At 64.7% G+C, this 12746-nt stretch carries 13 protein-coding genes; 5 read left to right on the top strand and 8 right to left on the bottom strand.

Features of this window, described 5'->3' with window-relative positions; translation table 11 throughout:
* Window positions 1-18: 18 nt before the first annotated feature.
* From OH735_RS19245 to OH735_RS19230, 4 genes are all read right to left on the bottom strand, one after another.
* Window positions 19-162 carry a DUF6760 family protein gene (locus tag OH735_RS19245; protein ID WP_266747444.1) on the bottom strand — a complete coding sequence of 48 codons (144 nt, stop codon included), beginning with the start codon at window positions 160-162 and terminating at the stop codon, window positions 19-21.
* Window positions 159-629 carry a hypothetical protein gene (locus tag OH735_RS19240; RefSeq protein WP_406382757.1) on the bottom strand — a complete coding sequence of 157 codons (471 nt, stop codon included), beginning with the start codon at window positions 627-629 and terminating at the stop codon, window positions 159-161. Before OH735_RS19240 ends, OH735_RS19245 begins: the two co-directional genes overlap by 4 nt.
* A complete protein-coding gene (locus tag OH735_RS19235; RefSeq protein ID WP_383722628.1) occupies window positions 629-1072 on the bottom strand; it encodes a phage tail protein in 444 nt (147 codons plus the stop codon). The genes OH735_RS19240 and OH735_RS19235 overlap by 1 nt, the downstream gene beginning before the upstream one ends.
* Before the next feature lie 65 nt (window positions 1073-1137).
* Window positions 1138-2685, bottom strand: coding sequence for a phage tail sheath family protein (locus OH735_RS19230; protein WP_406382755.1), 1548 nt, complete (start codon window positions 2683-2685; stop codon window positions 1138-1140).
* Between the two features lie 234 nt (window positions 2686-2919).
* On the opposite strand from OH735_RS19230, the gene OH735_RS19225 reads away from it, so the two are divergent.
* A complete protein-coding gene (locus OH735_RS19225) occupies window positions 2920-6867 on the top strand; it encodes a hypothetical protein (RefSeq protein WP_406382754.1) in 3948 nt (1315 codons plus the stop codon).
* Between the two features lie 2 nt (window positions 6868-6869).
* Window positions 6870-7436, top strand: coding sequence for a hypothetical protein (locus OH735_RS19220; protein WP_406382753.1), 567 nt, complete (start codon window positions 6870-6872; stop codon window positions 7434-7436).
* Between the two features lie 384 nt (window positions 7437-7820).
* Here the strand turns inward: OH735_RS19220 and OH735_RS19215 are convergent, their stop codons facing one another.
* Window positions 7821-8060 carry a DUF397 domain-containing protein gene (locus OH735_RS19215; RefSeq protein WP_406382752.1) on the bottom strand — a complete coding sequence of 80 codons (240 nt, stop codon included), beginning with the start codon at window positions 8058-8060 and terminating at the stop codon, window positions 7821-7823.
* Window positions 8057-8926: a helix-turn-helix domain-containing protein gene (locus OH735_RS19210; RefSeq protein ID WP_406382751.1), complete on the bottom strand. Its 870-nt coding sequence runs from the start codon at window positions 8924-8926 to the stop codon at window positions 8057-8059. Before OH735_RS19210 ends, OH735_RS19215 begins: the two co-directional genes overlap by 4 nt.
* A 180-nt stretch (window positions 8927-9106) precedes the next feature.
* Here OH735_RS19210 and OH735_RS19205 point away from each other — a divergent pair, with 180 nt between their 5' ends.
* Window positions 9107-9439, top strand: coding sequence for a hypothetical protein (locus OH735_RS19205; protein WP_406382750.1), 333 nt, complete (start codon window positions 9107-9109; stop codon window positions 9437-9439).
* Window positions 9440-9772: 333 nt separating this feature from the next.
* Here the strand turns inward: OH735_RS19205 and OH735_RS19200 are convergent, their stop codons facing one another.
* Both OH735_RS19200 and OH735_RS19195 read right to left on the bottom strand, forming a co-directional pair.
* Window positions 9773-11062, bottom strand: a complete 1290-nt coding sequence (locus OH735_RS19200; protein WP_406382749.1) for a cytochrome P450 — start codon at window positions 11060-11062, stop codon at window positions 9773-9775.
* The gene (locus OH735_RS19195; protein WP_406382748.1) at window positions 11059-11859 is read right to left on the bottom strand and encodes an alpha/beta fold hydrolase; all 801 of its coding nucleotides are present in this window, start codon (window positions 11857-11859) and stop codon (window positions 11059-11061) included. Before OH735_RS19195 ends, OH735_RS19200 begins: the two co-directional genes overlap by 4 nt.
* A 201-nt stretch (window positions 11860-12060) precedes the next feature.
* Here OH735_RS19195 and OH735_RS19190 point away from each other — a divergent pair, with 201 nt between their 5' ends.
* Window positions 12061-12339, top strand: a complete 279-nt coding sequence (locus OH735_RS19190) for a hypothetical protein (RefSeq protein ID WP_401998056.1) — start codon at window positions 12061-12063, stop codon at window positions 12337-12339.
* Window positions 12336-12737: a DNA-binding protein gene (locus OH735_RS19185; protein WP_406382747.1), complete on the top strand. Its 402-nt coding sequence runs from the start codon at window positions 12336-12338 to the stop codon at window positions 12735-12737. Before OH735_RS19190 ends, OH735_RS19185 begins: the two co-directional genes overlap by 4 nt.
* The last annotated feature ends 9 nt before the right edge of the window (window positions 12738-12746 follow it).

Below are 12746 nucleotides of genomic sequence, written 5' to 3'. Positions count from 1 at the left end.
CCCTCCCTGCGCTCTTCGCTACTGCCCGTTGAGGCGAGCGATCTGTGCGACGAACCTCAGACGTTCCTGGTGCTCCAGGTCCAGCAGCTCATCGAGCGGCCAGTGGAAGTGGTAGGCGAGGTACGCGACCTCCTCGTAGAGCAGGTCGGCCGCGTACGTCACGATTCCCCCAGGCGGCCACCGGCGAGATCCACCGCGAACTCCTCGTGGCAGGACGGACAGGTGACGGCGGCGCGGGTATGTCCCTCGGCGTTGATCCGCCGGTAGAAGTCCTGCAGAAAGGCCAGGTCGGAGGCGAAGAGGTCCTCGATGATGCCGGGATGGATGTCGTCGATCGTGCCGATCCGGGTGACGACCCTGGCGATGAGCACGACCGACAGATACGCGGAGTTCTCGCGCACCCGGTCGTCCCGCAACGGCACGAGTTCGTCGCGCGCGGTCGCGAGCCGCATGACTCCGGTACGGTGCACGGCGCCCGCCTCGTCGACGTACCCGCGCGGCAGCTCGAAGGAGAACTCCGTACGCAGAGTGTCCCGTTGGCCGGACCGCCCGCCACCACCGGCCGACAGCTGCCCGTCCGGCCGTTCAAGGGCCTCGGCCGGTGCCGGTGCCGGAGCCGTACGTCGCATCAGTCGAGTTCCATGCTCTCGTAGGTGATTGCGAGCTTCTCCGTCAGGACCGAGGTGTCACCGGCCTTCAGGGTGCCGATCTCCAGCGACTTCGGCCAGGCGTTGATGAGTTTGTAGCGTTTGATGGCGACGCCTTCGTGGTCGTACACGATGACGGCGCCGTTGCGGCGGGCCGCCGTCATCCGGCCGAACCGGGAGTCCTTGATCCACCGTTCGAAGCTGTTGTCCTCGGTGAGACCCCGGGTCACGGTCACCTCACCGGCCTTCGGCCGGCCCGGGAGCTTCTTGATGGCGTAGCGGCCGTCGGCCGTGTTCTGCTTCAGCTCGATGACGTCCTGTTCCATCTTCAGACCGCTGACCTCGGTGATCTGCTTGATGACGACGCTGTCGAATTCGAGGCCGAAGGAGGCCCCGACGGTGCTGTCGAGATCGGGAAGTGGCACAACAGACTCCTTTACGGCTCAGCGGACCACAGTTCGTCCGCACGGCTCGGCCCGGCTTCCGGCGGTCATTCGTCGACGCCTCCGGTACCCCCGGTCAGCTGGGAAAGGCGGAAGACGACGAACTCGGCCGGCCTGACCGGTGCCACCCCGATCTCGCAGATGACCTGACCCGCGTCGATGCTTTCCGGCGGGTTGGTCTCACGGTCGCACTTGACGTAGAACGCCTCTTCCGGCGTGAGCCCGAACAGGGCTCCCTTGCGCCACTCGTTGACCAGGAACGCCGAGACCGTGCGCCGGATACGGGCCCACAGGGCGTCGTCGTTCGGTTCGAAGACGACCCACTGCGTCCCGGCGAGGATCGACTCCTCCAGGTAGTTGAAGAGGCGCCGGACGTTCAGGTAGCGCCAGGCCGGGTCCGAGGCCAGCGTGCGCGCTCCCCAGACCCGGATGCCGCGTCCGGGGAAGGACCGGATGCAGTTCAGCCCGATCGGGTTGAGCAGGTCGTGTTCGCCCTTGGTCAGCTGGGTCTGCAGGGCGACCGCCCCTCGTACGACCTCGTTGGCGGGGGCCTTGTGCACGCCGCGCGACTCGTCGTTGCGTGCCCAGACCCCGGCGATGTGACCGCTCGGCGGGACAAGCTGCGCGCGCCCCGAGGAGGGGTCGGCGACCCTGATCCAGGGGTAGTAGAGCGTGGCGTACTTGGAGTCGAAGTTGGCGCGGTCGGTGCGCCAGGCGCGGATCTGCTGCGGGCTGAGCCCGGGCGGCGGGTCGAGGATGGCGACGCGGTCGCCCATCAGCTCGCAGTGGCTGATCAGCCCCTGCTGCACGGCGACGACCGACTCCAGGTCCAGCAGCCCGCGTTCGTACGCGCTCATCAGGTCCGGCACGGCGATCGTGGTGACCTCTTCGACGGCTTCGAGCCCGCCGAGCCCGGTCCGGCGGTCGGGATCGCCGACGTACACCTCGGGGGTCAGCGCCCCGGCTCCGGGGGACGCGGGCCCCGCGGGGGCCAGGGTGACGGTCTGCGGCTCCGGCCTGGCGGGCGCGGCGCCTCGCCCGGACTCCCGTATCTCGATGAGCTCCGACTTGGAGTTGACCCGGGTGGCGACGTTCTCCTTGCTGCGCTTGGTCGTGACGCCCGGGTACGTCTCCGCGACCTGCCCGTCCCGCTTCACGATCAGCTGGAATACGTCGGAAGGCGGATCGTCCCCCTCCACCTCGGCCACTTCGACGGTGATCTCACCGGCCGCACCGGGGCGGGGCTTCACCGCGTACGGCCCGAGCTGCGTCTCCGATCCGGCGGGCAACTGTCCGGCCCTGTCGCCCTCGTCCTGCGCCGGGGGCTCGGTACCGTCACCGATGCGCACCACGTAACAGACGCCGCCGCCGTTGGCGAAGAAGCCGTAGACGGCGGAGGCGAGGTACGTGCCGTCGACGAAGTCACCGAACGTGCCGGCGAACTGGCTCCAGTTCGTGATCAGCGTCGGCTCGTCGAACGGGCCCTTCTGCGCGAAGCCGACGAAAGCGGCGACCGAGGTGCCCACCCCTTCGATCGGCCGGGATCCGGACTCGATCTCTTCGACGTAGACGCCCGGGGACAGGTACGACGGCATGTGAGTCTCTCCTTGGCCGGGGAACGCCCGCAATTCTCGCGACAGCCGCGATCACCGGGAACGGACACACGGCCGCCCGCCCGTGCACCGGCCGCTGCCCGATCAGGCAACGCCATCGTGCTGTACGTGCCGCCGAACGCTGCCCCGGACCGCGGTGCGCCTGCCCTGCGTACCCCGCGAGTACTGCGCACACCCTGGGACACCGACAGGGCACATGCGCGGCCGGGAGGGCGGATGAAGGCGGTTCCGGAGAAGGACCCCGCCTCCGCGTCCGACGGCAGAGGTACCCCCCATCGCGAGAACGTGACACTCAAGCCCGAAGTGTCACGTTCCCAAACGCCCCCACCCCACCGCCCGCCGGCCGACCGCCCGGCCCCCGACCCCCGCAGCGTGCAACGCCTGCAACGCGCGGCGGGCAACAGGGCCGTCTCCCGCCTGGTCGCCCAGCGGTATACGGCCCCGGTGAAACCGTCCCCCGCCCAGGCCCCCGGCTTCCGCAAGGTCAAGTCCGACGTAGCGGCCAAGAAACTCCGCCTGGCCGCACACGCCCCCGCCGCCACCGAGTCCAAGTCAGCACAGGACGCGGCCGTCGCACCCCCCGACGACAAGGAGGCCCAGGGCAAGGCGGCCAACGCCGAGAAGATGAACGCGGCGAAGCCCGGCGAGTTCAACAAGCAGGCGTTCGTCGACGCGGTGAACAAGGCCATCGACGCCCAGGCCCCGAAGAACCTCGACCAGGCCGACAAGTTCTCCAAGTCCGGCAAGGCCGACAAGATCAAGGACGAGGTCGACGGCAAGGTCAAGGACGGCAAGGACTCCTCCGCCAAGGACATCGACACGGCCACCAAGGCCCCACCGGACACCTCGGCGGCCAAGGACAAACCCGTCACCCCGCTAACCCCCGACCAGCCCCCCGCCAACCCCGGCGCCCCGTCCGCCGCAGACGCGGTCCCGGACAAGCAGCCGGCCTCGGTCACGGACTTCTCCGAAGGCCCGGCCGCCAACGACCAGGCGATGGCGGACGCCGAAGTCACCGAGGACCAACTGGCCAAGGGCAACGAGCCCGAATTCGACCAGGCCCTGTCCACGAAGAAGACAGCGGAAGCCGACTCCGCAAAGGCCCCCGCCAAGGGCAAGGCTGCCGAGGCCCAGCAACTGAGCACCGCAAAGGCCGGAGCGGCGGCCTCCGGGGCGCAGGCCATGAACGCGTTGACCGCGACCAGGACCTCGGCAGGCAAACAGGTAGACGGCGGCAAGGGCGAAACGAAGTCCAAGGACGAGAAGAAGCGCGCCGAGGTCACCGCCAAGCTCCAGAAGGTCTACGACGGAACGAAGAAGGACGTCGAGGAGACCCTGTCCGGCCTCGACAAGAAGGTCGACGAGGCATTCACCTCGGGCGAGAAGGCGGCCCGCGACGCGTTCACCGCCGACCACAAGCGCCGCATGAAGAAGTACAAGGACAAACGCTACTCAGGCATGTTCGGCCCTGCGAAGTGGGCCAAGGACAAGCTGATGGGCATGCCGAAGGAGGCCAACGACCTCTTCCAGGAGGCCCGCAAGCTCTACGTCTCCCAGATGCAGACGGTCATCTCGTCCGTCGCCGACATCGTCGGCACCGAGCTGGGCAAGGCCAAGGCCCGCATAGCCAAGGGCCGAACGGAGCTGAAGGCCGAGGTCGACAAACTCCCCGCAGACCTGCGCGAGTTCGGCCAGGAAGCCGCCACCGACTTCGCGGGCAAGTTCGACGACCTGGAAGCCACGGTCAACGAGAAGTCCGAGCAGCTCGTCCAGGATCTCGCCCAGAAGTACACCGCTGCCCTGAACAAGGTCGACGAGGAGATCAAGAAGCTCCAGGAGGCCAACAAGGGCCTGGTCGACAAGGCGAAGGACGCGATCGTCGGCGTCATCAAGACGATCAACGAGCTGAAGAACCTCCTCCTCGGCATCCTCGCCAAGGCCGCCTCCGCCATCATGAAGATCATCAAGGACCCCATCGGGTTCCTCGGCAACCTGGTCAGGGCAGTCGGCGCCGGCCTCAACCTCTTCATCACCAACATCGCCGAGCACCTCAAGACCGGCGTCGTGTCCTGGCTGCTGGGCACCGCGGTCAAGGCCGGCCTGGAGCTCCCCCAGAAGTTCGACCTCAAGGGCATCATCCAGCTCATCGGCTCCCTCCTCGGCCTGACCTGGGCCAACATCCGCGCCCGCATCACCCGCAAGGGCATCCCCGACCAGGCCATGACCGCCGTCGAGACCTCCGTCCCCGTCGCAAAGAAACTCGCGACGGAAGGCCCCGCAGGCGCCATCAAGGAAATCACCGAGGAGGCCGGCGACCTCAAGGCCACCATCCTCGAAAAACTCACCAGCTACCTGATCCCCACCGTCATCATCGCCGGCATCACCTGGATCATCTCCCTCCTCAACCCCGCCTCCGCCTTCGTCCGCGCGGTCAAGGGAATCATCGACATCGTCACGTTCATCGTGAACCAGGGCGCCCAAATAGTGGAGTTCGTCAACGCGGTCCTGGACGCCGTCATAGCCATCGCCAACGGAGGTTCGGCGGACGTCCCCAAGATGGTGGAAGCCGCACTGGCGGCCAGCGTCCCACTGCTGATCGGCTTTCTCGCTTCCCTGCTCGGCATCGGCGGCCTGGCCAACAAGGTCAAGAGCGTGTTCCACGCGGTGGCCAGGCCGGTGAACCGAGCGATCGACAAGATCGTGGGCTTCATCACCAAGAAGGGAAAAGCCCTCTGGGCGAAACTTAGAGGAAAAAAGAATAATGACGCCAGGGGAAACCCGGATGGAGAATATGAGAAGAAATTCATTCGGGCCACTCAAGAGCTACCAGCCCGATATCACAACCTTTTCAGCTCCAGCCCGAGTCGAAATGAAATAGACTCGAAAAATCGGCGCTGGAAGAGTGAATTCGGGATAAGGCACCTATCCGCAAATAGTCAGACAGACCGCCTCTTGATTGTCGCGCGCACCACCGAAAAAACAGTGGGCAGCGCCTATAACGTGCAGAGACAGGACGTTCAACGCGTGGTCGACGCAAGGGGGCTGAATCTCCACATAGAAATCCGGCAGATGGCAAAAGAACTGGAAGAGGATCCGCGGGTAAGGAGTCAGTACCAACAGATACAGGACGACTGGGTGCAGGGACACGGCCGGACTCCACAATCACCTCGGACTCGCCAAAGCCCTGCAGCGGAAGCGCTCGCTATCCGTGAGAATGAATCAGTTTACTATGACGAATACTTGAAGCACCCGATAGAGACAGGAGAGGACCAAAGCAACCGCAACGCGCTCGGAAAATCAGTTCGCTACGAATACGACAATGAGTATATCGAGCATGAAGTCGGTAGTCCCACACGCGAACAGCGGTCACGGATTCAAAATCAGGCGATACGTACACGGTGGGAAAAAGCCCAGACCGAAGCGCGAGAGAATGCCGAGTCCCAAGGAAGGAAACCAGCACCGAGAGACAAATACCCACCTAGCATCCCCGGTCTGATATTCTTCCAGAGCTTCCCTGGAGATGGATCATACGCAGAGGTGAAGAAAAACATCGATACCGTTAAGAGTCAAACCGGATTGTCCGATCAGGAAATTGCAAGGGCAGTCCTCGAAACTGCAAAAGGTAATAAACCGCGCAGGTCGATCACGCGTCAACCAGAAGCGCTGGCGCTCGTCAATAACCTCACGCGTCTCGTCATGGACATTGAACCCGGACGACACCGAGGATCACTTACGACGAACTACATGTCTTTCTCCGCCTTAGCTGAAGGCGAGGGCGAACTATCGGATTCCATTGACCACCTCATCCCCATGACCGATGAGAAGGCTGGTGAGAGGGCCCGGAATACTGACAAGACCCTGGTGCGTCAGGAAAACTCCCAGAAGAAGAAACTCGAACAATACGAAGCAAAGATCGCTTCTCAAAGGCACCGAGTAGAACCGAAGATACCAAAAATGCCGGAAAGGCTGAGGTCTGCCGTTCAGCAAGAGATGATCGAAAAAGAAAAGGCCGCTACCGTCTCCTATGTCTACGCAAAGACGAAAAAGGAGCAAATAGTATACGAGAGTGAAGAGCAGTTCCATGCAGAAGTGTCAGAACTGGTAAGCAAACAACTCACCGATCGCCTCCGCCGCGAATTGCGTCGCTACATGGGAAGAATCTAAGCATGATTCGCATTCTTTTTAAAGAGACGGTTCCTCCTGAGGATTTTGAGAATTTTGCGCAAAATCAATCATGGAAGCTCGTTGAGCACTTCCCGGAGACGCCCGAACAAGAAGAGGAATTCGTCTGGGAAACTAGCTCGGGAATAGACATTCATCGCGTCCACAACCGAACAATGGGTCTCTCGTACACCGTGATCGAAGGGGACCCGGAAGAGACTCGTGTGAGGGATGTCGTCATCTCCTTCGAATCGGCATTTTCGCTGTACTCACACACGGAAGTTCTCGAAATGTATAGAACTTCTTCCTTCTGGGACGAGAAGGTACTCACTATGCCAATGGTGGCTTTGAGCGCTCCTCATAATTTTAACGAGGAAACCTTCAATACTATCCTGTCCTCCTTTGAGGATTCCCATGAGAACGTCCGGTACGCCGGCGTGGTTGCCACGTACTATGTCCCTTGGAAGGAATTTATTCCTCCTCTATTGCTTGTCACACAGAATGACCCCGACGCAGATATCCGCATGGCAGCAAATGACGCGGTGGCGAATCTCCGGCGCCATAACTCATAGGCTCTCGATAGATCTCCGGCTACGCTGTTCATAACGCCGACACCAGCCGCAGCACCGCCCAAAATCGCAGCGAGCGACGACCGCTTACCGGGAAAGCCTCATTGCCGCCATGCCCCGATCGGGTGTCCGAAGGCCCGCGCCTGGTGGCTCACCGGCCGCCTTCTCGTGAAGGCGGCTGTACAGCGTTCTCTCGTTGACGGTGCCTCGCAGCCTCCAACGGCATCGTAGGCGGGGCCCGCGTGTCCACAATCGATCGACTTCCTTGGCTGGGAGACGCGCGCCCACAGGACCCGGCGCGTTCTCAGCGGAGCCGTTGCAACGCGAGACCCTCCGCAGGCAGCGGACCAGACGGATCAAGGCGCGCACGGCAGAACCGACGGCCGGCTACTCGTCGATGAGGTGGTCGAACTCCCCCGCCTTCACGCCCTTGATCCAGGCGTCCATCTCTACAGCGGTGAAAAACACGGCCCCTGCGTCGGGATGGTTACTGTTACGTACGGCTATGCGACCGTCTGGCAAAGGGGCGGCCTCCACACAGGCACCTTGATCGCCGCTGAAGGTGGACTTCCGCCACACCAGTGCGTTCAACTCGGCGTACGACAGAGGCTGTTCTTTGTCGTTCACACGTGCTCCTTCGCAATCTCTCGCACCATCGCCACCGAGTCCTCCGGGCTCAATGCAAGCGCTACGAGGTGCTCGAAGGCCACAGTATGCGCCTCGATCTCGTGGGCACGTTCGAGGTAGCAGGCGCCCGCCCGATGCTCCACATACGCCACACCAGGATCGGCCGGCCACGGGAAGCCGAGGATCTGGAACGGGCCTGCCGCCATGCCCGGGTGTGCTCCGTGCTCGTACGGGAGTACCTGCACGGTGATCTTGGGATAGCGGGTCATCTCGGCCAAGTGAAGGAGCTGGCTCCTCATGATTGCCGAACTGCCGACCAGTCGGCGCAGCACCGATTCGTTGAGCACGGTCCAGAGCCGCAGTGGGGCGGATTCCCGAATCAACGCGGCCTGCCGCGTCATGCGCAGGTCGACGAGGCGTTCCACCTCGTCGTCTCCCCGCTCAGCGGTACCCCGCCGTGTGATGGCATCGGTGTAGGCCCTGGTCTGGAGAAGCCCTGGGACGGCCTCGCTCTCGTATGCCCGGACTTGCGATGCTCCCTGTTCTAGTCCGACGAACAAGGAGAACCAACTCGGCATGGGCGTGCCGTCGCTTCCTTCCCACCAACCCTTCCGGCGCGCGTTCCTGGCAGCCCGGAGGTAGTCGTCCCAGCGCTCCTCCGGGACGTTGTAGAGCGGGAGCAGGACTTCATTCAAGTCTCGTAGCACCACGGGGCGTTCGGATGTCTCGTAGTAGGAAACCTTTGCCACCGTGCAGCGCAACGCCTTGGCCACGTCTTTCTGGTCGAGCCCAGCTTCCTTCCTCAGCCGGACCAGCTCAAAAGCAAGCCAGCGTCGCCACACCGTAGGACTGGATGTCTCGGTCACTGCACTCTCCTTGCCACGTGTGACGCAAGTGCTGGACATGCGTCTTGGTGAGGTTCCTGCTTGCCCTACAGGAAGTCCTGTTTGCAAGCGAGCAGTTGGGCATCACCTGTTTGAGCGACTGCGCTCTGTTGAATTCAAATTTAGACTCAACAATATCGTCGTCCACCATGGAGGCACGCCATGAGCGAGAACCCACACCCTGCTGACGAACCCAGCATGGACAGCGCAGGCTCGGAGGAGCTGGAGCCACTCGGCAGGCGGGAGTTCGAGTTGTTGGTGCAGGACCTTGTGCGAGAGACCGCGCCGCGTGTCTTCGCTGTCGTGCACGAACTCGGAGACTGTGAAGACGGCGTGGTGGCTGCCTGGGGGCTCGCGTTCGAAGATCGGGCGGAAGTTGTCCTCCCCGAGGGCATCTCACGCCTCAGCGCCCGTACCCCGGAGTCGGCCCTTCGATTCTTCAACGGCGCCAACGGGAGCCGCGCCCGTCTGATCTGGCCGCTGGATCTCAGCTGAGGAAGTGCGTACGAAGCTGTCTGAGTTTCTCCGTCGCTGCACTCCGTGTCGGCCAAGGCGAGGCGTCGGTCGAGTACCTGCGTTGCGCGTGCAGCTGCCACCATGAGGGATGCCCGACCTCGACCTGCGGAGTCAGCTTCCTTCGGAGTCATCCTCCCTCCCGGATGAGCAGAAAGGCGCGTCGGAATGACCACTTTCCATTCCTGGGACACGGTGAAGCACGAGATCTTCGATGTCGAGGATCTCGATGCGATCGAGCTCGGCGCCCGGGGTTGGTCGCTGAATCGCGAGCGCACCGGCTCGTCGAGATCCGCCAAGACCACGGACCAGCTGTCAGTGGCCGACCACCCGCACTGGCAGCGACTTCAGACCGTTGATGAAGTTCGACACCAGGCGCCCCGGTGAACCCGCAGTTTCGAGCGATGCCGGAAGAAGGCGGCACGCCTCCTCGTACAACGTGCCCAGTTGCAGCCGGGCGAAGTGGGCGCCCAGGCAGACGTGGGGGCCGTCGCCGAAGGAGATGTGGGGGTTGGGGGTGCGGGAGAGGTCCAGGGTGAAGGGGGCGGGGAAGACGCGTTCGTCGTGGTTGGCGGAGGCGTGGAAGACCACCACCTTTTCGCCGGCGCGGATGCGGGTGTCCGCCAGCTCCGTGTCCTGGGTGGCGGTGCGGCGGAAGGTGAGGACCGGGGGGTGGCGGCGGAGCAGTTCGTCGATGGCCGGGGCAAGGGCCACCTCGCCGTCGCGCAGGCGGCGGTAGGCGTCGGGGTTCTCCGCCAGGAGGTGCAGGCCGCCGGGGGCCGCGCTGCGTACGGTGTCGTTTCCTGCGACCACCAGCAGGAAGAAGAACGTCTCCAGTTCGGGCGCGGTCAGTTCGGGCTCGGTGGCCAGCGCCGTCATCACGTCGTCGGCGGGATGCCGGCGCTTGTGGGAGGCCAAGGCGTGTGCGTAGTCGAACATGTCGCGCAGTGCGGCTGGGGAACGCGGGTTTACCGGTTTGCCGTCCGGGCCGAGTGCAGGCGTTCCGGCTTCGTCCAGGTCCTGGTAGCCGATGACGCGTTGGGTCCAGTGGAGAAGGAGGCCTCGGTCGGTGTCCGGCACACCCAGCAGGTCCGTGAGGTTGAGCAGGGCGTAGTCGTCGGTGACCTGGGTGACGAGGTCGCAGGTGCCGTCGGTGGCCCGTGCCTCGGCAACTGCCCGGGTGAGCAGAGAGCGGGCGCGTTCACGGACGACCGTCTCAAAGCGGTCCACGCGCTTCGGGGTGAAGGCGCGGCTGACAAGGGTGCGCAGTCGTCGGTGGTGCGGTGGGTCCTGGTTGAGCATCATGCGGCGGATGAACGGCAGGTCGGCGGGGTCCGGGTCGCGGATCTGGGTGGCGCCCAGGTACGAGGAGTACGTCGAGGGGTCCTTCAGGACCCGGACCACGTCCTCGTGCCGGGTGACCGCCCAGAAGCCGGGGCCCGCCGGCCAGCCGAGGACCTCCGGCTCCTGCTGCCAGGAGACGGGGTGGTGGTCGCGCAGGTGGCGGTAGCGGTCGTGGGGGATGCCCTGCGCGTACAGCCTCGGGTCGAAGACGTCCGGTACGGGTGTCCGCGGCGGCGCCGCTTCGGGAGCGTTCCCGGTCATGCCTTCGCCTCGCCGTCCTCCCCGTCCTCCGCGTCCGCCCGGAGGAAGTCCTCCATCACGCGGATCAGATCGAGCGGAGCCTCGTCCATCGCGTAGTGGCCGCACGACGGCAGCTCCACCAGTTCGGCCCGGGGGAACCAGCGCATCCAGGTGGCCCGTTGCAGCTCGGCGGAGAGGGCCGGGTCCAGCGCGCCCACGACGGCCAGGGCAGGCACGGGCGAACCGTCGATCCGGTCGTGGAAGTCCTCGCCCGCCCAGGAATCCAGCCAGGCCCGGAACGCCTTCGCGTCGCTGCATGCGACCGAGCGGCGCACCATGCGGTCCAGCCAGGCCGCCGGACGTCGGCCGCCGGTGGTGGTGTCCAGGATGATCCGGCGATTCTGCGGGGTGTGCGCTGCCGCGGCGAACAGTTCCCACTGATCGGGCGGGAGCGGAAGGCCGGACGCGGGAACGGGCGAGACCCCGACGATCCTGCGCACCCGATCCGGCGCGGCGGCCAGCGCCCGCTGGATGACGGAGCCGCCCATCGAGTGACCGATCAGCGAGAACCGCTCCCAGCCGAGCCGGTCGGCCAGCGCGAGCACGTCCGCTGCGCCCTCGGCAGTCGTATACGTACCGCTCGCGTCCCGGGCCTCGCCGTAGCCCCGGAGATCCACCACCGCGAACTGGAACGAACCGAAGTCGAGATCCCGCAGCACCGGGTCGTACGCCGAGCGGTCGGCGAACCAGCCGTGTATCGCGATCACCTTGTGCGAGCCGTCGCCGTGCAGTCCGTGGGGCAGGGGCAATGAGGTCACGCTGACTCCCGTCACCGTACGGAGCGGACCGGTCGGTCACCGGCCCGACCCCGCCCACGGTGGCGGCATCTCCGGGTCCGCGCAAGGGTCCACACGAGGGACCGAGCGAAGTGCCCACAGCTCTGTTGCCAAAGCCCTGTTGCCACGAACCTATTGCCACGAAGCGAAGCCCTCTCCTAGTCCATCTATTAGATTGGTGTCATGAGCGACGACACTGCTTACGGGGTGGGCGAGGGTCCCACCGCCAATGTCTCCGTCAGCCTGCACTCGGGCAATATCGCGGCCGTCCGTGCGCGCGTGGGGAAGCGGGGTTTCTCCGCCTACGTGGACGCTGCCGTGCAGCGGCAGATCGAGCGGGACAACCTTGCCGAGCTGACCGAAGGGCACGAAGCCGAGCACGGTGCGTTGAGCGACGTGGAGGTCGATGCCGCCCGAGCGCTTCTGCGGGGCGACGCCGATGATGCGCAGAACGCCGCATGACGGCTCGGGCCGGAACGCTCGTCCTGGACAGTGAGGGGCTGTCCAAGGTCGTGGCAGACGACCGGCACGTCATGGCGCTGCTCCGTGGAGCGGAGCAGGAGGACATGCGGATGATCGTCAGCGTCCTCACCCTCATCGAGGCCCACCACCGGAAGGTGAACACCGCTCGGTTCAACTGGGTGGTGTCCAGGCTGACGGTTGAGTCCGTGAGCGAGGAGATCGGGCGCTCGGCCATGAAGCTGCTGGCCGACGCCGGACTGCACGGTCACAAGTACGCCATCGACGCCGTCGTGGGGGCGACTGCCTTGCTGATGCCCAGGCCTGCGGTGGTCCTCACCTCGGACCCCGAGGATCTGGGGCTGCTGTGCGGTGACCGGGTACGGATCATCAAGGTCTGAGGCGCCCGC

Origin of the sequence: Streptomyces sp. NBC_01618 (assembly GCF_045209435.1) — a bacterium.
Lineage (GTDB): Bacteria > Actinomycetota > Actinomycetes > Streptomycetales > Streptomycetaceae > Streptomyces.
This window is presented reverse-complemented; position numbering and strand designations above follow the sequence as displayed.